This is a genomic window from Entomomonas sp. E7T21, assembly GCF_058693955.1.
In genome coordinates this window covers 1843055-1867320 of sequence record NZ_CP191672.1, presented here as the reverse complement: position 1 = coordinate 1867320, position 24266 = coordinate 1843055, and the positions used below count along the sequence as shown (strand labels likewise).

The window sequence follows — 24266 nt, the reverse complement described above, 5'->3', positions numbered from 1 at the left end:
TAATTGACAATTTTTGTCACTGCCTTACACTTCTGTTAGTGCTACTGCTTCTTCCATATTAACTGCAACTAAACGTGAACAGCCGGGTTCATGCATTGTAACACCCATCAGTTGATCGGCCTGTTCCATGGCTATTTTATTATGGGTAATATAGATAAACTGTACTTTTTCGGACATTTCTTTAACTAAGTTAGCATAACGACCAACGTTAGTATCATCTAATGGTGCGTCTACTTCATCTAGCATACAGAAAGGAGCTGGGTTTAGTTGGAAAATGGCAAATACTAGTGCTAATGCTGTTAAAGCTTTTTCCCCACCTGACAGTAAGTGAATAGTACTGTTCTTTTTACCTGGTGGTCTTGCCATAATTGCCACGCCTGTACTTAACAAATCTTCTCCAGTAAGCTCCAGTGATGCCATACCACCACCAAACACTTTAGGAAATAGTTTTTGTAGGCCATCATTAATTTTATCAAATGTCTCTTTAAAACGTTGTCGCGTTTCTTTATCAATTTTTTGGATAACATTTTCTAAAGTAGCCAATGCCTCTACTAGGTCATTATTCTGTGCATCTAAATAGTTTTTACGTTCAGATTGTTGCTGATACTCTTCAATAGCCGCTAAGTTTATCGCTCCTAAACGATTAATACGTTCAGTTACTTGCTCTAAACGTTTTACCCAATCTGCTTCATTAGCTTCTTCTGACAAATTTTGTAGTAAGGTATGTAAATCATAACTATCTTCTTGCAACTGCTCTTGAAAAGATTTTTTACGAACATTTAACCCTTGCCAATCCAAACGTTGCTGTTCTAACTGCGACCTTAAAGCTTGTGATTGTTGCTCTGCCCTTATACGACGCTGTTCTGTTTCACGTAGCGAACTATCAGCATCTTCTAAAGCCAAACGTGCTTGTTTTAACTCTTCTTCTACTTGTAAACGTTTTTCTAACTGTTCTTCAAGGCTAAAACGTAACTCTTCTATAGGTGCACTACCCTCAGCCAATTGTGATTGCAATAATTCTTTTCGCTCTTGTAAACGACCAATTTGTTGTTTTAATCGTTGCAACGATTGCTCTATTGCTTGTTGCTGCGTTACTAAGCCATTTAGTTTAATTGATAACTGGTGTAATTGATCTTTTTGAACACGCTCTTCCCGACGCCAATGTTCTAATTGCGTTTGTAACTTACCACGCTCACTCTGCAAGGTAATATCTTGCTGAGCATATTCAGCCATTTGATCTAAAGCTTCTTGTAATAAAGCCCTAGCTTGCTTTAACTCTTCATGCTGTGCTTGTTGCTGTATAGTTAGTTCACTAATTTCTTTATCTAAATACTGACGACGTTGAGTTACTTGCTCTACCTGTGCTCGACGCGCTACTAACTTAGCTTTTAACTCACCCATTTGTTGGGTTAATTGTTGCAATTTCTTATGTTGGTCGGCTAAGGATTGTTCTTTATTCTGTAGTTGCTCATTAAGCTGTTCTATCTCTTGCTGGGTTTGCTCAATAATCTCTTCTAATTGCGCTTGCTGCTCTACTAGCTTATCTAGTTCTTGCGCTCTGGCTAATACACCAGTAGTGGTTTGCTCACCCCGCTTAATGCGAATAAAGTCACTACCTACCCAATAGCCATCTTTTGTAATAAGGCTTTGTCCTAACGTTAACCCTGCTCTTTGTGCTAATGCCTCATCTAAAGTTTCCACAGGAATAACCATAGCTAACCACGAAGGTGCAATATCTTTACTTATTACTTTATCCAACAAGCTAGCAGAATTAGTAATAGTTGTATTCATAGCAATAGGCTGAATAAGTCTTAACTCACCTTGCGTAAAACTATGTAAATTTGCGTTGTCCAATGAGTCACAAATAATCGCTTGTAAATCAGCCCCTAAAATGGTTTCAACCGCTAATTCCCAACCCTCTACTACTTTTAAACGATCGGCTAAATGTTGATTATTTGCTAAACCCTGCTCAGTTAACCATTGGGCAGTTTTACTATCAGGATTTAACGCTGCCTGCTGCAATGCTTCTAATGAGGCAATACGACCAGCTAAACGTTGACTATCATTTTGTTGCTTCTGATAACGTTGATCTAACTCTGTACGCTGACCACGCAAGTTTTGAATAGCTTGTTGAAATTGTCCTTTTTCTTCTTCAACTTGTTCAATAACGAGTTCAGACTCAGACAACTGCTCATTTAATAGCAAAATTTCGGCTGCTTGTGGATCAGCATTTAACTGTTCGCTCTCACTAACAAAGCGTTGCATGCGTTCAGCAATACGCTCTAAACTTTGCTCAAAGTGTTGCGTGCGAGATTGTTGTACCTCTGCCTGACGTTTTGTATCATTGCTTTTTTGAGTAAACTCATGCCATTGCTCTTGCCAAGTGGCCATGGCTGTTTCAACTTCATGCAGTTGAATAGCCGCTTCTTCTGTTTTGGCTGCTAATAATTCTTTTTCTGGTTCTAATAATAAAACTTCTTCAGCAATAATAGCCAACTGCTCTTCATCTGCTGTAATAGTTGTTAACGCTTCTTGATAACTATGTTCTGCTTCTATACTGTCTTCTTGTAATTGCTTTAATCGTTGTTGACTATGTTGAATACTTTGTTCAAAACGCGCAATTTCACCACCAATTGCATAAAAACGCCCTTGCACCTGATTGAAATGCTCAGATAAATCATGATGTTTATCACGATGTTGTTCAATATGGGTATCTGCATTTTGTTGCTCAGTGATTAACGCCTCTAACGCTAATTCTTGTTCTCGAATAATGCGCTGATGATTCTCTGTCTGGCTATGTAAAGTTTGCCAGCGTATCGCTGTTAACTCTGCTTTTAACTGTCTTTCTTCTATTTTATATTGTTGATACTTTTCAGCCGATTTAGCCTGCGAATGTAAACGTTCTAACTGTCTACCTAGCTCTTCCCTTAAATCAGATAAACGTGCTAAGTTTTCTTGAGTACGATGAATACGATTTTCTGTTTCACGACGACGCTCTTTATATTTAGAAATACCTGCTGCTTCTTCTATATAATTACGTAAATCCTCAGGCCGAGCTTCAATTAAGCGGGAAATCATGCCCTGCTCAATAATCGAATAACTACGCGGCCCTAACCCTGTTCCTAAGAAAATATCGGTAATATCGCGACGACGACATTTTGTACCATTTAGAAAGTATTGATTTTGACCATCTCGTGTAACCCGACGACGAATAGAAATTTCTGCGTAACTAGCGTATTCACCTAGTAAAGTACCATCACTGTTATCAAAGATTAGTTCAATGGAGGCTTGGGTTACAGGTTTACGTGTATTAGAACCATTAAAGATAACATCTATCATGGATTCGCCACGTAGGTTTTTAGCCGAACCCTCACCCATTACCCAACGCACAGCATCAATAATATTAGATTTACCACAACCATTTGGCCCTACTACTGCCGTCATATTTGTAGGGAAATAAGCAGTCGTAGCATCCACAAAAGATTTAAAACCTGCTAGTTTGATCGACTTTAAACGCATAACCCGCTAACTTCTCTTATTCATCAGTGGTTTCTATAAATGGCATAGCAGCAGCGGCCACTTTTAGCTGTGCTACTTGCTGTACCATTTGCAGAGCAATGGCTTGATAAAGCTTAGCTTCATCACTAGCAGGATTTGCAAACACGGTTGGTTTACCTGAATCAGCTTGCTCTCTAATAGACAATGATAAAGGTAATGAACCTAATAGATGAACGTGGTACTGTTTAGCCAGTTTCTCACCACCACCCTCGCCAAATAAATGCTCAACATGGCCACAATTAGAACAAATATGCACAGCCATATTTTCAATGATACCTAACACAGGAATATTTACTTTTTCAAATAAACCTATCGCTTTTTTGGCATCAATTAAGGCTAAATCTTGTGGTGTAGTCACAATTACCGCAGCAGTAACTGGAACTTTTTGTGCTAACGTTAATTGAATATCGCCTGTACCAGGTGGCATATCAATAATTAAATAATCTAACTCACCCCATGCTGTTTGCGTAAGTAACTGTAATAATGCACCTGATGCCATAGGACCACGCCATGCCATAGGTGTTTGATCAGAGGCTAAAAAAGCCATAGACATTACTGCCACATCATGTGCTTTAATAGGTACAAAATATTTTTCATCTTTTACCGCTGGCTTAGTGCCTTCTGGCAAACCAAATAGAATACCTAAGCTAGGGCCATAAATATCTGCATCAAGAATGCCTACTTTTGCTCCTTGCTGACTTAAAGCGAGTGCAAGATTAGCAGCCGTGGTTGACTTACCAACGCCACCTTTACCAGAAGCCACTGCAATAATATGAGCGACTGAATCTAACATAGAAGCAGATGTTGTCATTTAATTTCCAAATCAATTTACATTACAAAGAATTTACAACAGCGGGTAATTGCCAGTTAATAGGTGTAATACCACGCTGTTCTAAGAAATAATTAGCTTTACTAAAATGCCCATTGCCTAAAAAACCACGATGAGCGGATAAAGGCGAAGGATGTGCAGAGCATAAAACAAGATGCTTAGTGGGATCAATCAAATTTCTTTTACTTTGCGCATGCGAGCCCCACAACATAAATACCACACTAGTACAGTGTTGATTTACTTCTTGAATAACCCTATCAGTAAACTGTTGCCAACCTTGTTTAGAATGCGAAGCTGCTTTATTAGCCTCCACTGTTAGCGAAGTATTTAATAGTAATACACCTTGTTCAGCCCAAGATTGTAAACAACCATGTTTAGGTGGATCAATATTTAAATCTCGTTTGATCTCTTTATATATATTAACCAAAGAAGGTGGAATAACAACACCTGGCTGTACAGAAAAACTAAGGCCATGTGCTTGATTAGGACCATGGTAAGGGTCTTGACCTAAAATCACTACTTTTACAGCATCAAGTGGTGTACTGTTTAATGCATTAAAAATGAGCGAACCTTTAGGATAAACTATTTTACCTGCTGCTTTTTCAGCCCGTAAAAAGTCTCCCAAAGCGGTCATATATGGCTTTTCAAATTCGTCTTGTAAAACATTTTTCCATGATGTTTCTAAGGCAACTTCTTTAGTCATTTCCGTTATCCGTTCCTTTGCTGTTTTGATTACGTTTCCTGTTGTTATAGTACCTACGTTTTTTACGTTGAGGAGCTGGTTGGTTTCCATCAGCTAAAGCATGAAAACTTTCAGCTTGACTAGTGTCCTCTAACTGTAAACGTCTTTCAGTTAATATTGCCCATACAGTAATAAACATCGCCGCCACTAATGGCCCCAATACAAAACCATTAATACCAAAAACAGAAATACCACCTAAGGTTGACAACAGAATTAACCAATCTGGTAATTTAGTATCTTTACCTACTAAAATGGGGCGTAATACATTATCAATCATGCCAATAACCACTGCACCAAAGACAATTAAACTAACACCTTGCCAAATCATACCTGTTACCAAGAAATAAATAGCTACAGGCCCCCACACTAAACTAGCACCTACTGCTGGTAATAGTGAAAGAACAGCCATAATGGTGCCCCACAATATAGCACCCTGAATACCATAAAACCAAAAAGCAATACCACCTAATGCTCCCTGTATACAAGCTACGATAATATTACCTTTGACAGTTGCTCTAATAACAATAGAAAATCTTTCATATAAATCAGATTTACGGTCATCAGAAATAGGGATAGCACGCTTGATACTTTGTCCTAACCATGACCCATCACGTAATAAAAAGAACAACAAATACAGCATTACACAGAGGCTAATCGCAAATTGTAGTGTAACCTGCCCAATACTATAGGCTTGATTACCTGCAAAACTTAACGCTTTCATTCCCACATTGGCTAATCTATCTTTGATATCAGCGATATCTAAATTCCACCCCATTCTCTCCATTAAACTTTGTAAAGGAGCAGGTAAACCATCCATAATATGTTGTAAATATTGGCCAATATCAAACTTACCCTCTTTCATCCGGGTTAATAATGCAGAACTTTCTTGAAATAATGAATTAATAACAAAAATAACAGGAATAACCACTATTAAGATACAAATACAAACAGTAATAAAAGCCGCTAAATTATTTTTGCCCTTTAAACGATGCTCTAAATTTCTTTGCATAGGGCTAAACAAAATAGTTAAAATAATAGCCCAAAAAATAGCGCCAAAAAATGGCAACATAATGTTTAAGAAAGCACAGCTAAAAAATACTAAAATGACAAAAAAAGTAAATATTTCAAGCTTATTATTACTCGATTGCATAGTTGGCCTAATGGTAAAATCCATTCAATTAATAAAAGGTGATAATAGTAGTAGTTTTATAGGGATAAATCTATTCTTTTTCGACTAAAGACAATCTATGAAGCACTTCAATTATTTAATATTGATAGTCTTGAAAATTTTTCAGACATAGTTTGAAATAAACCTTTGCTTGAACTTCTCTCTAATAAACCTTATACAACACAAGTATAAAAAACAAAATAGTTTTACTTAGGAGTTTTTAGCTAGATGACACGTATTTTCCTATATCTATTAACCAACTTAGCCATTGTCGTAGTAGCAGGTATTGTACTAAGTTTATTGGGTTTTTCAGGTTATATGGGGCAAGATGGCCTTAATTTAACTGCTTTACTTATTTTCTGTGCTATTGTTGGCTTTGCTGGATCATTGATCTCGCTGTTTATATCTAAATTTATGGCCAAACGAGCCATGAATGTACAGGTAATTGAACAACCTAGAACACGCCATGAGCAATGGTTAATCCAAACGGTACAAGAGCTTTCTCAAAAAGCAGGTATTAAAATGCCAGAAGTGGGTATTTTCCCTGCTTATGAAGCTAATGCTTTTGCCACAGGCTGGAACAAAAACGCTGCCTTAGTGGCAGTCAGTCAAGGTTTACTTGAGCGTTTCTCGCCTGATGAAGTAAAAGCGGTACTTGGTCATGAAATTGGCCACGTAGCTAATGGCGATATGGTAACGCTTGCCCTAATTCAAGGGGTAGTTAATACCTTTGTTATGTTTTTTGCCCGTATTATCGGTTACTTTGTGGATAGAGTAGTCTTTAAAAATGAAAATGGTCGCGGCATAGGTTTCTTTGTTGCGACAATTGCCGCTGAACTAGTATTAGGTATATTAGCCACTATGATTGTTATGTGGTTCTCAAGAAAACGAGAATACCGTGCAGATTATGCAGGTGCTTCATTAGTAAGCCCTATTGCAATGATTTCAGCATTACAACACTTACAGGCTGAAGCCAATATTCCTGCTGAAATGCCCGATAGCTTACAAGCATTTGGTATTAATGGTTCATTAAAAAGTGGCTTACAAGAACTCTTTATGAGTCACCCTCGCTTAGAAGATCGTATTACAGCGCTTCGTCAACAATAGTTTTTTCTCTTATAACTAAGGTCTATAAAAATATAGATCTTAGTTCTGCAACTTTTTAGTTTTTTCCAATTGAACCTGTTAAAATAGCGACTTTCTATAAATACAATATGACTTTTGACGAGAACTTATGAGTGTAATCATTAAAACAGCTGAAGACATTGAAAAAATGCGCATTGCTGGCCGTCTAGCAGCTGAAGTATTAGAAATGCTAGATGAACATGTTAAAGTAGGCATAACCACGGACGAATTAAATACTATTTGTCATGACTATATCGTTAATGTACAACAAGCTATCCCGGCTCCATTAAACTATCATGGTTACCCTAAATCTATTTGCACTTCTGTAAACCACGTTGTTTGTCATGGTATTCCAAATGATAAGCCATTAAAGAATGGTGATATTGTTAATATTGATATTACGGTTATTAAAGATGGTTACCATGGTGATACCAGTAAAATGTATTTACTGGGTGATGTTCCTGAGTGGGCAGACCGTTTATGCAAAGTCACTCAAGAATGTATGTATATGGCTATTGAATTAGTAAAACCTGGTGCACACTTAGGTGATATTGGTGCAATTATTCAAAAACATGCAGAGAAAAATGGCTTCTCTGTCGTACGCGACTATTGCGGACACGGTATTGGTACTGGTTTCCACGAAGCACCACAAGTTTTACACTATGGTAAAACAGGCACAGGTTTAGAGCTTAAAGAAGGCATGATCTTTACCATCGAACCGATGATTAACCAAGGTCGTTATGAGACACGCACATTAGGTGATGGCTGGACGGCTATTACTAAAGATCGTAAATTATCAGCCCAATATGAGCATATGATCTTAGTAACCAATCATGGCTATGAAGTATTAACATTACGTAAAGAAGAAACTTTTCCCCGCAGCAATTAGTAGTTGGAGATAAGTGGTTATGAGTAGTACTGCTGAACTATTTGATCAAGGGCAATTCCAAGCAGAACTTGCCTTAAAATCAAGTCCTATTGCAGCTTTTAAAAAAGTGATTAAGCAAGCATGTACTATTCTAGATCAACGCTTTTGCACTGGTTACGACATTCGTAAGCTCATCACTGAACGTGCATGGCTTATTGACCAAATTCTTATACAAGCTTGGAAGCAATTTAGCTGGCCAGAATCTAACCGAATTGCACTATTAGCAGTAGGTGGTTATGGTCGTGGAGAATTGCACCCTCATTCAGATATTGATGTATTAATTCTTATAGAAAATGGTTATCAAGAGCAGTTTACCTCCTCTATTGAGAAGTTTTTAATGCTGTTATGGGATATTGGTTTAGAAATTGGTCATAGTGTTCGTACACTGGATGAATGTGCTGAACATGCCCGCAATGACCTAACAATCATTACCAACCTAATTGAATGCCGTACCATTACAGGGGCAGATACTCTCCGCAAACAAATGCTAGCGGCAACCAGTACTGAACATATGTGGCCAAGCTCAGAATTTCTTATTCAGAAATACCTTGAGCAAAAAGCTCGCCATGAAAAATATAACGATACAGAATATAACTTAGAACCCAATGTAAAAGGTTCTCCTGGTGGCTTAAGAGATATTCAAACTATTTTATGGATTGGTCGTAGAGAGTATGGCAAATTAAAACTACATGCCATGATTGCTAAAGGCTTTATTACAGAAAATGAATATCGTGTAATGAATGCCTCGCTGCTTTTTTTATGGAAAGTACGCTACGCCCTACATATGTTAGCTAACCGCGCAGAAGACCGCTTACTGCTCGACTATCAAGCTAAAGTAGCCAATTTATTAGGTTATACGGCGGAAGAACCTAAAGTAGCCATTGAACAATTAATGAAGAAATATTACCGAATGGTAATGAATGTTTCGAGCATTAATGAAATTATTTATCAGCATTTTAAAGAAGTTATTTTAGAAAAAAATAAAACGCCTACTATCACGCCACTAAATAATCATTTTCAAATACGTAATGATTTTATTGAAGTTACTCAACCTGATGTATTTAAAAAAGAACCCTCTGCTCTTTTAGAGATCTTTTTAGTACTGGCAAAAAACCCTGCAATATGGGGAATTAGGGCAAATACTATTCGCCTATTATGTGAAGCTAGACATCTGATTAATGATAAATTTCGGCATGATCCTACAAACTCACAACTATTCCTCGACCTATTTAAGTGTGAGTCAGATATTCATCGTAACCTAAGACGCATGAATCGTTATGGTATTTTAGGCCGCTATATTCCTGCATTTGGTCATATTGTTGGACAAATGCAATATGATCTATTCCATATTTATACGGTAGATGCACATACCTTAAATGTTATCAAACATTTAAGAAAACTGTCTCGTTCAGAGATGATGGAAAAGTTTCCATTACCTAGCAAAGTATTCCTAAAACTGGCTAAACCTGAATTAATCTACTTAGCAGGCTTATTTCATGATATAGGCAAAGGACGTGGTGGTGATCACTCAGAAATTGGTGCAGAAGAAGTATTTAATTTTGGTAAGCTACATCGACTCCCTACAGAAGACACTGAACTTATTGCATGGTTAGTGGCTAACCATTTGATTATGTCTACCACCGCTCAACGCAAAGATTTAACTGATCCTAAAGTAATTAATGATTTTGCACTACGCGTAGGCGATGAAAATCATCTTAACTATCTGTATGTACTAACCGTAGCTGATATTAACGCTACCAACCCTACTCTTTGGAATTCTTGGCGTGCCACCTTACTACAACAACTTTATACAGAAACCAAACGTGCCTTAAGACGCGGCTTAACCAATCCGCTAGGTCGCAATGAGCAAATTCATCAAACCCAACAAGCTGCTATGGATATTTTAATTCGTAGTGGTATTGATGAAGATGAAATTATGTCGTTATGGTCGCAAATGGGAGAAGATTACTTTTTACGTCATACTTCCAGTGATATTGCTTGGCATACCGAAGCTATTTTACATCACGAAAATAACCAAGACCCATTAGTGCTATTTAAACAAACCTCACAACGAGGTATTGGTAGTGCATCACAAATCTTTATTTATGCACCCAAGCAATGGGATTTCTTTGCAGTAACAGTATCTATTATGGGACAACTGAACCTTAGTATTCAGGATGCACGAATTTTACCTTCAACTTCTAAGTTTTCACTAGATACCTATATTGTTTTAAATGAAGATGGCTCATCCATAGGTCAAGATCAACACCGTATAAATACCATACGTGAAGAACTTATTAATGGTCTAAAAAATCCAGAAAACTATCAAACTATTATTCAACGTCGTGTGCCTAGGCAGCTAAAGCACTTTACCTTTAAGCCAAGAGTATCTATTTATAATGACCCACAAAACGATGTTAGCATTGTACAAATAGAGGCTCCTGATAGGCCTGGTTTACTAGCACGTATTGCTAAAATATTTTTGTCTTATGATTTAACCATTCAAGGTGCTAAAATAACCACCTTAGGGGAGCGAGTAGAAGATAACTTTTTAGTTATTGATAAAACAGGTCATGCTATCTCTGACAATGAACTAATAAACGAACTACAGCAAACTATTATTAACAAGCTATCAGAAACCTCTCAACCTGCTTCTGATAATTTTATACTATCTATTTAACTTAAAACTATTAACAATATGAATCCATTACTAGAAAAATTACAACCTTATCCCTTTGAAAAATTAAGGGTTTTATTGAGTGATGTAAAAGCAAACCCTAATAAAACAGCAATTGCTTTATCTATTGGCGAACCAAAGCATGAATCCCCTGCTTTCGTTAAACAGGCTCTAATAGAACATATTGATAAACTAGCCGTCTACCCTACTACCGCTGGTTTACTATCATTACGTCAAGCAATGGCTAGCTGGGTTGAGAAACGTTTTACTGTACCTGATGGCTGGGTAACACCTGAACAGCATATCTTACCTGTTAATGGTACTCGTGAAGCTTTATTCTCTTTTACGCAAGCAGTTATTGATAACACCAAAGATGCTTTAGTGGTAAGTCCTAACCCTTTCTATCAGATTTATGAGGGAGCAGCATTATTAGCTGGCGCTAAACCTCATTATTTACCTTGTTTAGCTGAGAATGGCTTTAACCCAGACTTCGATGCTGTACCATCTGAAATTTGGCAGCGTTGCCAAATTTTATTTTTATGCTCACCTGGTAACCCCACTGGGGCGCTTGTTCCTGTAACAACACTTAAAAAGCTTATTCAACTGGCTGACACTTATAATTTCATTATTGCTTCTGACGAATGCTATAGCGAATTATATTTTGATGAAAACAGCCCACCTGCTGGTTTATTAACAGCCTGTGCAGAATTAGGACGCAATGATTTTGATAAGTGTGTAGTTTTCCATAGTTTATCAAAGCGCTCTAACCTACCTGGATTACGTTCTGGTTTTGTTGCTGGTGATGCCAAAATATTAAAACAATATCTGCTTTACCGCACCTACCATGGCTGTGCTATGGCAGAACACACACAATATGCAAGTATAGCTGCTTGGCAAGATGAACAACATGTTATTGCTAATCGAGCCCTCTATCGTGCAAAATACGATGCTGTTTTAGAGATTCTAGCGCCTGTTATGGATATTCAAAAACCTGATGGTGGTTTTTATTTATGGCCTAAAACCCCTATAGCAGACACTGAATTTACTAAACAATTATTAGTGAAACAAAACGTACTGGTAGTACCTGGTTCTTACTTGTCTAGGGAGGTAGATGGTTTTAATCCAGGCGCTAACAGGGTAAGGATGGCTTTAGTAGCACCTATTGATGAGTGTATAGAAGCCGCACACCGAATAAAAGAATTTCTTACAGAATATAGTTAGGAAAGACTAAATTATTGTTTTATTATCCCTTTTATTCTGGCGTAATATTATTTATTAATTAATGGAACAATGTTAAAACCCATGAAAAATATTTCCACTAAAAAAATTATATCCACACTTTGTGCTTTTAGCTGTACAGGTGCTTTACTTTTTTCAATGGGCATTACTGCACCTAGTGTTTTGGCAGATGTGTCGGCTACTCCTGCCAAAACAACCACTAAAAAAGATGCAAAAGCAGTAGCTTGGAAAGACCTTAAACCTGATGAAAATCAGATTATTACCAGTTTAAATATTTTTGAAATATTACGCCGCCATCATTACTTAAAATTACCACTTGATGATGCTCGCTCAACAGTTGTATTTGATAGTTATCTAAAATCTTTAGATCCTCAACGGAGTTTCTTTTTACAATCAGATATTGATGAGTTTGCACCATTACGTACACAATTTTTCCGTCTACTACGCTATGGACAATTAAAACAAGGTTATACTATCTATCAACGTTATTTAGAGCGTGTACAAAGTCGTGTTGAGTTTCTACTAGCTAAACTTGAAAACGGTATTGATAAAATTGATTTTAATAGTAATGAAACATTATTAATTGATCGTGAAAAAGCCCCTTGGCCAAAAGATCTAGCTGAACAACATGATTTATGGACTAAACAGTTCACTGATGATGTATTACGCTTAAAATTAACCAATAAAAAGAACGAAGATATTACTTCACAACTCACGAAGCGTTACCAAAATCAATTAAAACGCTTAAAACAAATTTCCAGTGAAGATATCTTCCAAAGCTATATCAATGCTTTCGCGACTTCTTATGATCCACATACTGAGTATATGTCACCAGAGACTGCGGAAAACTTTGATATCAATATGAGTCTTTCTTTAGAAGGTATTGGTGCTGTTCTACAAAGTGATAATGACTATGTCAAAATTGTCCGTTTAGTGCCTGCTGGCCCTGCTGCCAAATCAAAACAACTTGCTCCAGCCGACCGAATTGTAGCTGTAGGCCAAGATAAAGAAGAAATGATTGATATTATTGGCTGGCGTTTAGAGGAAGTTGTTAAAAAAATACGTGGCGCTAAAGGTTCCAAGGTTCAATTAGAAGTTATTCCTGCTTCTAATCCACCTGGAGATTTGACTACCAAGAAAGTCACCATAATCCGTGAGGCCATTAAACTTGAAGATCAAGCAGCAAAGAAATCTGTGCTTAATCTAGATTATCAAGGTAAATCAAGAAAAATTGGAATTATTGAACTGCCTACTTTTTATCTTGACTTTAAAGGCGTTAGAAATAATGACCCTAACTATAGAAGTAGTGTTCGTGACGTAAAAAACTTACTCACAGAACTTAAAAAAGAAAAGGTAGAAGGTATTATTATTGATCTGCGTAATAATGGTGGTGGCTCATTACAAGAGGCTACTGAATTAACAGGTTTATTTTTACCCTTAGGACCTGCTGTACAGGTTCGTGATAGTAATGGACAAGTGACAGTGCTTGATGATGCCTCAGCATCTGAAAAAGATGGTAAAGTTAAACAATCGCCTATCTATAATGGCCCACTTATTATCTTAGTCAATCGACTATCTGCTTCTGCTTCTGAAATTTTTGCAGGTGCTATGCAAGACTATCATCGTGCATTAATAGTAGGTAGCCAAACCTTTGGTAAAGGTACTGTACAATCTGTATTACCATTAAAACATGGAGAGCTTAAATTAACTGTTGCTAAATTCTATCGTGTTTCAGGACAAAGTACGCAAAATCAAGGAGTTGTACCTGACATTAGCTACCCTTCTATTATAAATACTGAACAAATTGGTGAAAGCAGCCTACCTGAAGCGATGCCATGGGATACTATAAATCCTGCTATTTCAGCGATTAATAATCCCTTTAGTACTGTATTAGATAATTTACAGCAAAAACATGATGAGCGTGCTAAAAATAATCCAGATTTTGTTTACTATAAGCAACGTGCTGATTTAGTAAAAAAACTGGCTGAAGAAAAAACACTTTCGTTGAATATAAAACAACGTAAGCAACAAAAAGATCAAGCAGAGCAAGAACTGCTTAATCTAGAGAATACTAGACGTATCGCTAAAGGTGATAAGCCTATTGATAAATTAGATGCATTAGAAACTGAATTTAATAAAGAACTCGAAGAGAATGCAACGCCAAAGCCTGAAAAAGATGGTTATTTAGTAGAAACAGCTCATGTTTTATTAGACTATATTACCTATCATGAGCAAACAAAGTAGATAATATGAAAGCACTCTATAGCATAGCCAAGCAGCTAAATTGGCAACCAGAACAATTTATTGATTGTCCTAAAGGCTATGTAAGAGTGCAAGTTGCTGCTGCTGGCTTAAATCGAGCAGATTTGCTACAACGCCAAGGTAAATATCCTCCACCTAAAGGTATTACTGAAGCATTAGGTTTAGAATGTGCAGGTATTATTACAGAAACTAATCAAGTCACCAATTGGCAAGTAGGTGATCGAGTTTGTGCTTTATTAGCAGGTGGAGCAATGGCATCGGAAGTGGTTATAGATGCTCGTCATTTACTACCTGTACCCAAAAATCTTTCATTAATAGAAGCAGCTGTAATACCAGAAGTATATGCCACCGCTTGGTTGAATTTATTTCAGATCGCGCAATTAAAATCTACTGAAAAGGTCTTAATTCATGCTGGGGCTGGTGGTGTAGGCTCTGCAGCTATACAACTATGTAAAGCTTTTAATAATCCTTGCTGGGTAACAGTAGGTAGCCAAGCTAGATTAGACTATTGCCTATCATTAGGTGCTCAAGGTGGTGTTGTACGTACAGAAAACCTAGATGCTCTTACTAAAGATGCCCCTTTTGATGTTATTTTAGACCCTGTAGGTGCTGATTATATGGCACTTAATACTGATCTGCTCAATGTGGATGGCCGTTGGGTTATTATCGCTATGATGGGTGGTCATAAAGCAGAAATTAATTTAGCTAAACTACTAGCGAAACGTATTCAACTTACAGGCTCAACTTTACGTAGTCGTGATAACGATTTTAAAGCAACCCTAATTAAAGGACTAACAGACAAAGTCTGGCCCTTATTTGAAACTAATCAGCTCTCTCATAATCTAGCTAAAAGCTTTGCTATTGAAGAAGCAGAACAGGCTTTTGAGGCTCTAGCAAGTAATCAGATTAATGGCAAAATAGCTTTAGTTATTAACTGAAATACCCAAATTGTTGTAAATCTATACGACCATCCTTGCTAAAGACTATTCCTTCTGCAATCAGTGCTTGATATTGGCGTTGATAATCATCCCCTGTTAAAGATATTCTGCCATGACGATTAACTATTCTAAACCAAGGAAGTGATGAATCCTCAGGTAGTTTTTTTAATATACCGCCTACTTGACGTGCAGCACGAGAAGAACCCGCCTGACGAGCAATCTCACCATAAGTTGCCACTTTACCATAAGGAATACTATAAACTGCTTGTAGTACTCTTTGATAGAAATTATCTTTAGGTAAAGTATTATCTGGCATAATTTTCAATTAATTACTGCTCTGCTGAACCTGCCCTAAATATATAAGCTAAACAACATAGAGGTAAATAAGCAATTAACAATGCAAATAGTCCATTAAAATCATTACTAGCAACCAATAGCGCAATGGGTAGTAACCATACAATATTAATCAGTAACACAGCTAGTGTAACAGGGGTATGTTTTCCAAAATACCTTGCTGCAAATTGGTAAGTGTGGCTACGATGGGCCTCATATACTTTCTCTTTACGTAATAAACGATGAACTAGTGTCCAAGTAGCATCCACAATAAATACTCCCAACAAAATAAGCCAAGCCCAAAATAGTTGAGATGAAATCCAAGCAGCTTGGATAGATAAACCGCCTAAAATAATGCCTAAGAAACCACTACCAGCATCTCCCATAAAAATTTTAGCAGGTGGAAAATTCCAGTATAAAAAACCAGCTACAACACCTGCTAAAATAAGTGCTGTATAACTTATTAATGAATAACCTGCCACATAATAAAGTAATGCTCCACTCAGACAAACACAAATAGCCTCAACACTAGCAATACCATCAATACCATCCATAAAGTTATAAAGATTAAGCAGCCACACCAAATAAAATACAGCTAATATAGAAGTTATAACAGGCGGTAAATTAATACCTAACACAGTTAGATTGGGAAATCCTGAAAACCAATACAGTAACCAAATAGCTGCTATAAAATGAGCTAATAAACGCCAACGTGCAGCGATATGGCCATGATCATCTAAAAAACCTATGATTGCCACAATAATGCCTGCCCCCCATAGTCCCCATAGAGCAAACTCAGGAATTAATTGCCACCAATATAAAAAGGGTAATAAAAACAGAAAAACAATAACAAACGCTACACCACCACCTCTAGGTGTAGGAATGGTATGAGAACTACGTTCATTTGGAATATCCATTAAGCTTTTTGCTAACGCATAATTTTTTATTAAATAAGTTAATAGACCACTGGCTAACGTAGCAATAATAACTAATATTAGTAATGACAAAGACATTATGCTTTATCCTTTAGAAAAACATTAACTGTTTTTTCTAATCCTTGCTGAACAGTAACTTTTGGTGTCCAATCTAATAATGTTTTTGCTTTAGTGATATCCACCTGCAATGAATCACATAATTGCCTTGCTATATTTTTTTTCCCTACTAGTGTAGCCATTAATCTTAGACAAGTTACGGGGATTGGTATTAAATTAGTAGACTTATTCATTGCTTTAGCCACTGCCTTTAATAGTTGAGGTGTTGATAAATCCTCTCCATCAGCCACTAAAAATAGTTGATTAGCTGCCTTAGGATGTTCCATAACTGTCCACAATAAATCAACTAAATTATCTACATTAACAAAAGAACGTTTATTGTTAATCAAACTTAATGGTAAAGGAACACCTCGATACACCCATTTAATTAAGGAAAGGAAATTAGCCTTCACCCCTTCCCCATACACTAAAGGAGGCCTAATAATAACTAACTCCATATGGGTATCTTTAGTTAATTGCCACAACGCTTGTTCTGCCTCAAACTTAGAAACTGCATAATCACCTTGTGGATTAGGTGTATCTTGTTCAGTAAAGGGCTGTTCAGTATGGTTACCATTAACACCTATTGAGCTCACAAAAATAAAACGCTTAACACCTGCTACAAGCGCTTGTTTCGCTAATTGTATAGTAGCCTCTACATTAATATCACGAAAGGCTTGTAATGGATCTGTTGCTGTTTCTTTTAAAATATGAGCACGACCAGCAATATGGACCACAATATCCGTATTATTTAGTGCTTCGCTCCAATCAACTGGCTGAGCTAAATCAGTGACTACAAATTGCTGTAGCTCACTATGTTGGGCAAGCGGTTTACGTACAGTTATTACAGGTATATAACGATGATCTGCTAATAGTCTTTTAACAAAAGCCTGTCCAACAAACCCCGTAGCCCCCGTTATTAACACTTTTTTCATTTAGAGCTCCAATAACTCTATTAAACGCTTATTCACTTTAGCTGCATCAAAATTTTGTTGAGCAATTTGATAGCTATTATTACCCATTTCAATAATCTTCTCAGGATGCTCAATGAAATAACACATTTTATCAGCCAATAGTTCTGCTGAATATGGAGCGACTAAAAAACCATTAACCCCCTCTTGTACTGTCTCCCTACAACCAGGAACATTAGTGGTAATAACTGCCCTACCAATAGCCATTGCTTCTTGGGTACTACGAGGGAACCCCTCTCTATAAAAAGAAGGCAATACAAAAACACTGCTTTTTTTAATCCAGTCAGCAACATTACTAACAAAACCAGGCCAAATAATAGTATGTTCATCTATTAATTTTTGTAATTCTAACGCTGTTAACCCACCTGGATTTTCTGTATCAATTGGACCTAGTATGACAAACTCTGCCTGAGGATATTTTTGTTTTACTATTTTAGCAGCTTCAACAAACTGAAAAACTCCCTTTTCTTTTAATAATCTCCCAATAAATAAAAAAGAAACGGTGGTATCTTTAACTGGAGTATAAGGATAATCCGATAAATTAAGCCCTATCGCACCTAAAATAGCAGTGTTTACTTTAATATTGTAATGTTCTATTAAATCTTTTCTGTCATCATCATTTAATAAAATAAGGCGATTTAAATAAGGCAAAGTACATTGATAAAGAAAAACTTGTACTCGCTTTAATAGTTTTGTTTTAAAGGGGATTCCTTCTGCTTGAGGCGTAAAAGTAAAACCTAATCCCTCTAACATTGCATAACGACGTTTTACACCAGCTAAAACTGCTGCCAATGTGCCAAAAATAACTGGTTTAGTAAAATAACAAAAAGTTTGTTCTATACTGTAAAACTTTAATTGTTTAACTAGTTTATAGGTATTAACTAAATCAACAAAAGGGTTTAAACCTGTTCGATTAAAACGATATTGAACTGCTATTGCACCTAACGCTTCTACTGCTTGCTTAGATGATTGTTGATAATCTTGAGCAAAAGCATAAACCTCATGACCTTTAGCAATAAGTGATTTAATAAGATCAATACGAAACCCTAAAATTGAATGGGCTGTCGTACCTATAATTGCTACTTTCATTCAAGTAGTTGTTCCTTAGCCAAATACTCTTTAAAACTAGGCGCTTTTGCATCTTTTTCAGAAACCAATATATCAATATCTAACTGCGGCCAGTCAATAGCTAATATAGGATCACTCCAACAAATCGCACTTTCTGAATCTTTATGATAATAATCAGTTGTTTTATATAAAAAATGAGTATTATCTTCCAGTGCTAAAAACCCATGGGCAAATCCTTCGGGAATCCATAACATCTTTTTATTTTCAGCAGATAATTCTACTGCTGTCCATTGCCCTATGGTCGGTGAACCCGCTCGAATATCAATCGCCACATCCCATGCAGAACCTTGTATCACCCTTACTAACTTACCTTGTGCATAAGGAGCACGTTGAAAATGTAAACCTCTTAATACACCCTTTTGTGAGCACGAATGATTATCTTGAACAAAAGGTCTAGGCGTAGGCAAATTTAACGCTTTTAAAGCAGTAAAAAACTTCTGCTCATTATAGCTTTCCATAAACCAACCACGATCATCGCCAAAAACCTGTGGTTCAATAATAACCACATCAGCAATCTTTGTTTGGATTAGTTTCATTTATACACCTTTTTACTATTCAGTTAACAATTCAGCAATCACACGTTTAACACCTAATTGCCAATCTGGCAAAGTCACGTTAAATGCTGTTTTTAGTTTAGTAGTCGCTAATCTTGAGTTTAATGGACGTTGGGCTGGTGTTGGGTAAGCATCCGTTGTAATTGGATTAACATTTTTAACTTTTAGTTGATCCGCAATATAAAGCTTTGCCTCATCAAAAATAACATTAGCAAAATCATACCAAGAAGCTTCACCACTAGCTGTTAAATGATAAATACCTGACAATTCAGGCTTAAGTTGTTTAATTGCATGTGCTGTGATATCTGCTATTAACTCAGCTCCAGTAGGTGCTCCTACTTGATCATTAATTATAGCTAACTCTTCTCGCTCTTTGGCTAAACGTAACATAGTTTTAATAAAGTTATTACCATGCGTTGCATAAACCCAAGATGTTCGAAATATTAGATAATTATCCACTAGTTGCTGGATAGCTTGTTCACCCACTAATTTAGTTTTACCATAAATATTTAATGGATTAGTTTTAGCAGCTTCCAATCTTGCTGTTTCACCACTACCATCAAATACATAATCAGTTGAGTAATGTATTAGCCAACTATTATATTGTTTAGCCTGCTCAGCTAAAAATTCAACAGCCTTTCCATTAATTTGTAGAGCAAGTTCTGCTTCTGACTCAGCTTTATCAACCGCTGTGTAAGCAGTTGCATTAACTATAATATGAGGTTGGTAATCAGCTATTAGCTTTTGTAAACTTTTTAGATCAGTTAAATCACCACCTTGATCATGACGATCTAAAGCTAACAACTGCCCTACAGGTGCTAAAGATCGCTGTAACTCCCAGCCAACCTGACCATTTTTACCTAATAAAAGTATTTTATTAGCCATATTGCTTAGCTATCCATTGGCGATAAGAACCACTTTTTACATGCTCAACCCATTCAGTATTAGCCAAATACCATGCAACTGTTTTCCTTAACCCCGTCTCAAAGGTTTCCTGTGGTTTCCAACCGAGTTCATTAGCTATTTTACTGGCATCTATGGCATAGCGCACATCATGACCAGGACGATCTTTAACATAGGTAATCAGATCAGTATATTGCTTTACACCTTGTGGATGACTAGGTGCTAACTCTTCCAATAAATTGCATAGAGCTTTTACCACATCAATATTACGTTTCTCATTATGACCGCCAATATTATAGGTTTCCCCTACTTTACCTTGGGTTAAAACAGTATAGAGTGCCCTTGCATGATCTTCCACATAGAGCCAATCACGAATTTGATTGCCCTCACCATAGACGGGTAAAGGTTTACCCTCTAAGGCATTTAGAATCATTAAGGGGATTAATTTTTCAGGAAAATGATAGGGGCCGTAATTGTTTGAACAGTTAGTAACTAAAATAGGTAAACCATAAGTACGTCCCCACGCCCTTACTAGATGGTCAGAACTGGCTTTACTCGCTGAATAAGGCGAGCTAGGTTCATAAGGTGTGGTTTCTGTAAATAGATCAGTAGTACCTTCTAAATCGCCATAAACCTCATCGGTAGAAACATGATGAAAGCGAAATGCCTGTTTAGCTATTTCTGTTAAAGTATTCCAATAATGACGTGTAGTTTCTAATAAGGTATAAGTACCTACAATATTGGTTTCAATAAAAGCGGCTGGACCTGTAATTGAACGATCCACATGTGATTCTGCGGCTAAATGAATAACTAAATCGGGTTGATGTGTTGCAAATACTTTTTCTAATGCTGCTTTATCACAAATATCAACCTGCTCAAAAAAGTAACGATCAGAATCAGCAATGGTTTTTAATGACTCTAAATTGCCTGCATAAGTCAACTTATCAACATTAATAACTGTATTATCAGTTTCATTAATTAAAAAACGCACTAAAGCCGAACCAATAAAGCCAGCACCACCTGTGACTAGTATTTTCATGTAATACCTAATTTACCTACGTTTATTGTCTAATAATTTTTGATACAGTGTTAACCACTGTTGAGTAATATTCTCTATATTATAATGTATTAGCACTCTTTGTTGTGCTTTTTTCGTTAACTTTAAAGCTTGCTCTGTGGATATATTTAAAGCTTCTTCCATGGCTACCGTTAATATTTTATTTTGTTTAGGTGGTACAAGCCAACCACAATCACCTAATACTTCGCGAACCCCACCACAATCAGTAGCTACAACTAATCGTTCACAGGCCATAGCCTCAGCTACGACTAAACCAAATCCTTCCCAAGCCGATGATAAAACAAAAAGATCAGCGGCAGATAATAAAGCTGCAATATCATTTCTAACACCCAAGAAAAAAACTTTATTGGTAATAGCCAATTGTTCAATTAATACCTGCAAATGAGCCTTATAGTTTTCTTCTCCTGTGCCAACTATCCACAAGACTGTATTAGCTTCCTTCAATGTTGCATAGGCCTGTAATAAATTAGGATAATCTTTAGCTTCAGTTAAACGGCCAATAGCTAACAGTACTTTGGTTTCATCTGAGATTTGATATTGCTGGCGTAATTCGTGGCGTTTTATTAGATTAAACTGAAATTTATCAGTATCAATACCATTGTACATAACTATCATGCGATCTTGCTTGGTTGCTTTCTTAGCAACAAACTCATCCACAGCTTCAGCACTAACATTGGTTGAAATATCAGCAAGCCAATCTGTTAAGCGATAAGCTAACATTCTTAACTTACCCCCTTCATACTTATTATGTGCTGTACAAACTAATACAGTTTCCCTTCTTGAAAACAGATGCGCCAAACGAGCGATAATATTTGCATGAACCATATGGCTATGAATAACATCTGGTTTAAATTGCTTTATAATTTTTATTAACCTAAATAAGGCTACTCCTAATGCGAAAGGATTCTTTTTAGTATTAAGGGCAATTACTTCAACTTCTTTTTGTAAAGGTAAAACCTTTCCTTCACCAGTTAGATAACACAAAACTATCTGATGACCAAGCTTAGCTAATTGATCCACTAAACTAACTACCTGTTGCTCAGCACCTCCCATACCAAGCCCTGTAATTAGAAAAAAAACCTTCACTCACTGTCCTTTTTATTATTAGCAGCTATATAATGAGAACATTGCATAGATCGAATAAAACACTTCAATTTGTTCTTCCAATTTTTTTCTCTTTTTAGTTGATCTTGATAAAACAATTTAAATCCTTTAGGATTTTTCTGTAAGTTTGAGGCAAAGTTTTTTGAATAACCATCCTCTAAATACTCTGTTAAATAGATATATTTTTCTGGGAAAAAGAGTATTTGTCCTTGATCGGCTATTTTATTCCACACATAAAGCTCTGGTACAAACTTCTCATCAGGTATAGTGGGAAAAGGATTATTTTGCAAAGCTGTATGCTTAAAAATATAAGCTAAATCACCCTGAAACAGATGTGTAGCCTTTGTCGGATTAATTCTTAAAACATCCCCAGATACTTTATTACCAATAATTTTCTTATCTAAAAATGCTCTTCTAAAACATAGACCTATAATTTGATCATGTTCTTGATGGTTAATTATTTCATCAATGGCTATTTTTATAGCATCATTGGTCAAAATATCATCACTATCAACAATAAACACCCAATCCCTTGCACAGTGAGTTACACCATTATTTATTGCTATATGCTTACCACTATTTTCTTGATATAAATATTCAATATCTATTCTATTATCACGTTGCAATTTTTCTATTAAATTAATGGTATTATCTGTACTACCATCATCAACTATTAACCAATTAAAACGCTTATTGGTTTGCTCACATAGAGAATTATATAAACGATTTAGTGTATAAGCTCTATTATAGGTTGGTGTTAATATCGTAATCATTTAAATGGCCCGCCTTAAAATAGTTTTCAAAATGAGAACACCACGATATTGGCCCAATCTAAATTTATTTTTTACTAATAGTTTTATCCTTCCCCATTTGCAAAGACTAGGAAAAGCTAAATAGGCCTCAAAAATTCCTTTCTGTTGCTCCGTTAGTTTACTATAAAAAAAGTCAAAAAATTCTTTTTGCTGATCATATGCGACTTTAGTAACCACTGTAGCATCTGTTCTAAAGAAAGTTTTTACTCTCGTTAGAAACCCTATTTTCTTAATACCTGAAGTATTTTTTTCATGTATACGATATAACATCAGTGGTAAAGTTAAATACTTAACCTTGCCAAAAGTATGTGCGATTAAACAAACAACATTATCATGCCCATAAAAAGGGGCTGTATAAGATTTTGCCATTTCTAATAAAGCACGATTAAATAAAAAAAGACATCCCTCATAACCACCATTTAAAAACAAAAACTCCTGTAATGTATTGGCATAATATTTCGGAATCAATCCCTTAGTAATTAGTCCTGTTTTATTACTATAATTATACCCTTGACTACATATCAGCGATGGAAACTGATCACTATTTAAGTTTTCAGTTTCTGCCAAAGCCAGTAAATGCGTTAATTTATCTTCAAACCATATATCATCTTGATCACAAAAAGCGATATATTCAGCAGTAGCATATTTCAATAAGCTAAAAAAACTTTTTCCATGTTTTAAGTTCTCACCTGCTTCTACTAATTTTATACGCTCATCCAATTGCGTAAACTTCTCAATAATAGATAAAGTATTATCGGTAGACCCATCATCTCTAATATAGAGTGTCCAATCTTTATAGCGCTGCATCAATAGCGATAGCAGCTGATTTTCAAGATATTGCTCGCCATTATAGGTTGACATTAAAATATCAACTGCCATTTTTTTT

Annotated in this window: 19 protein-coding genes and 1 pseudogene; 6 read left to right on the top strand and 14 right to left on the bottom strand. The window is 36.2% G+C overall.

Features of this window, described 5'->3' with window-relative positions; all coding sequences use genetic code 11:
- Nucleotides 1–24 precede the first annotated feature (24 nt).
- The 4 genes and pseudogenes from smc to ACQVD9_RS09070 all read right to left on the bottom strand — a co-directional run bounded on the left by smc (nt 25) and on the right by ACQVD9_RS09070 (nt 6279).
- Nucleotides 25–3519, bottom strand: a complete 3495-nt coding sequence (gene smc / locus ACQVD9_RS09085) for a chromosome segregation protein SMC (RefSeq protein ID WP_264745721.1) — start codon at nt 3517–3519, stop codon at nt 25–27.
- Nucleotides 3520–3535: 16 nt separating this feature from the next.
- Nucleotides 3536–4330, bottom strand: a pseudogene (apbC, locus tag ACQVD9_RS09080) (iron-sulfur cluster carrier protein ApbC); the annotation flags it as partial.
- Between the two features lie 61 nt (nt 4331–4391).
- Nucleotides 4392–5090 carry a uracil-DNA glycosylase gene (gene ung, locus ACQVD9_RS09075; protein WP_264745720.1) on the bottom strand — a complete coding sequence of 233 codons (699 nt, stop codon included), beginning with the start codon at nt 5088–5090 and terminating at the stop codon, nt 4392–4394.
- Nucleotides 5083–6279, bottom strand: a complete 1197-nt coding sequence (locus ACQVD9_RS09070; protein ID WP_264745719.1) for an AI-2E family transporter — start codon at nt 6277–6279, stop codon at nt 5083–5085. Before ACQVD9_RS09070 ends, ung begins: the two co-directional genes overlap by 8 nt.
- A 246-nt stretch (nt 6280–6525) precedes the next feature.
- Here ACQVD9_RS09070 and htpX point away from each other — a divergent pair, with 246 nt between their 5' ends.
- From htpX to ACQVD9_RS09040, 6 genes are all read left to right on the top strand, one after another.
- Nucleotides 6526–7404: a protease HtpX gene (gene htpX / locus ACQVD9_RS09065; protein ID WP_264745718.1), complete on the top strand. Its 879-nt coding sequence runs from the start codon at nt 6526–6528 to the stop codon at nt 7402–7404.
- Nucleotides 7405–7531: 127 nt separating this feature from the next.
- Nucleotides 7532–8311 (top strand): type I methionyl aminopeptidase, encoded by a 780-nt coding sequence (gene map, locus ACQVD9_RS09060; protein WP_264745717.1) that lies wholly within the window; start codon nt 7532–7534, stop codon nt 8309–8311.
- A gap of 19 nt (nt 8312–8330) precedes the next feature.
- The gene (locus ACQVD9_RS09055) at nt 8331–11030 is read left to right on the top strand and encodes a [protein-PII] uridylyltransferase (RefSeq protein ID WP_264745716.1); all 2700 of its coding nucleotides are present in this window, start codon (nt 8331–8333) and stop codon (nt 11028–11030) included.
- An 18-nt stretch (nt 11031–11048) separates the two neighbouring features.
- Complete coding sequence (dapC, locus tag ACQVD9_RS09050) at nt 11049–12248, top strand: succinyldiaminopimelate transaminase (RefSeq protein WP_264745715.1); 1200 nt, start codon at nt 11049–11051, stop codon at nt 12246–12248.
- 156 nt (nt 12249–12404) lie between these two features.
- On the top strand, nt 12405–14510 hold the full coding sequence (locus tag ACQVD9_RS09045) for a carboxy terminal-processing peptidase (protein WP_264747878.1): 2106 nt from the start codon (nt 12405–12407) through the stop codon (nt 14508–14510).
- A gap of 5 nt (nt 14511–14515) precedes the next feature.
- Nucleotides 14516–15466 (top strand): NAD(P)H-quinone oxidoreductase, encoded by a 951-nt coding sequence (locus ACQVD9_RS09040; protein ID WP_264745714.1) that lies wholly within the window; start codon nt 14516–14518, stop codon nt 15464–15466.
- Here ACQVD9_RS09040 and ACQVD9_RS09035 read toward each other — a convergent pair.
- Genes ACQVD9_RS09035 through ACQVD9_RS08990 form a run of 10 tightly spaced genes read right to left on the bottom strand, consistent with a single transcriptional unit; the run spans nt 15459 to nt 24259 of the window.
- Complete coding sequence (locus ACQVD9_RS09035) at nt 15459–15782, bottom strand: MGMT family protein (protein WP_264745713.1); 324 nt, start codon at nt 15780–15782, stop codon at nt 15459–15461. The genes ACQVD9_RS09040 and ACQVD9_RS09035 overlap by 8 nt on opposite strands.
- Before the next feature lie 13 nt (nt 15783–15795).
- Nucleotides 15796–16812: an MraY family glycosyltransferase gene (locus tag ACQVD9_RS09030; RefSeq protein ID WP_264745712.1), complete on the bottom strand. Its 1017-nt coding sequence runs from the start codon at nt 16810–16812 to the stop codon at nt 15796–15798.
- A complete protein-coding gene (locus ACQVD9_RS09025) occupies nt 16812–17765 on the bottom strand; it encodes a UDP-glucose 4-epimerase family protein (protein WP_264745711.1) in 954 nt (317 codons plus the stop codon). Before ACQVD9_RS09025 ends, ACQVD9_RS09030 begins: the two co-directional genes overlap by 1 nt.
- The gene (locus ACQVD9_RS09020) at nt 17766–18890 is read right to left on the bottom strand and encodes a glycosyltransferase family 4 protein (RefSeq protein ID WP_264745710.1); all 1125 of its coding nucleotides are present in this window, start codon (nt 18888–18890) and stop codon (nt 17766–17768) included.
- Nucleotides 18887–19465 carry a dTDP-4-dehydrorhamnose 3,5-epimerase gene (rfbC, locus tag ACQVD9_RS09015; RefSeq protein WP_264745709.1) on the bottom strand — a complete coding sequence of 193 codons (579 nt, stop codon included), beginning with the start codon at nt 19463–19465 and terminating at the stop codon, nt 18887–18889. Before rfbC ends, ACQVD9_RS09020 begins: the two co-directional genes overlap by 4 nt.
- A 15-nt stretch (nt 19466–19480) precedes the next feature.
- The gene (gene rfbD, locus ACQVD9_RS09010) at nt 19481–20368 is read right to left on the bottom strand and encodes a dTDP-4-dehydrorhamnose reductase (protein ID WP_264745708.1); all 888 of its coding nucleotides are present in this window, start codon (nt 20366–20368) and stop codon (nt 19481–19483) included.
- A complete protein-coding gene (rfbB, locus tag ACQVD9_RS09005) occupies nt 20361–21425 on the bottom strand; it encodes a dTDP-glucose 4,6-dehydratase (protein WP_264745707.1) in 1065 nt (354 codons plus the stop codon). Before rfbB ends, rfbD begins: the two co-directional genes overlap by 8 nt.
- A 12-nt stretch (nt 21426–21437) precedes the next feature.
- Nucleotides 21438–22550, bottom strand: coding sequence for a glycosyltransferase (locus ACQVD9_RS09000; protein WP_264745706.1), 1113 nt, complete (start codon nt 22548–22550; stop codon nt 21438–21440).
- On the bottom strand, nt 22547–23341 hold the full coding sequence (locus ACQVD9_RS08995) for a glycosyltransferase family 2 protein (RefSeq protein WP_264745705.1): 795 nt from the start codon (nt 23339–23341) through the stop codon (nt 22547–22549). The genes ACQVD9_RS09000 and ACQVD9_RS08995 overlap by 4 nt, the downstream gene beginning before the upstream one ends.
- Entirely contained in the window at nt 23342–24259 is a 918-nt protein-coding gene (locus tag ACQVD9_RS08990) for a glycosyltransferase (protein ID WP_264745704.1), read from the bottom strand.
- Nucleotides 24260–24266 lie beyond the last annotated feature (7 nt).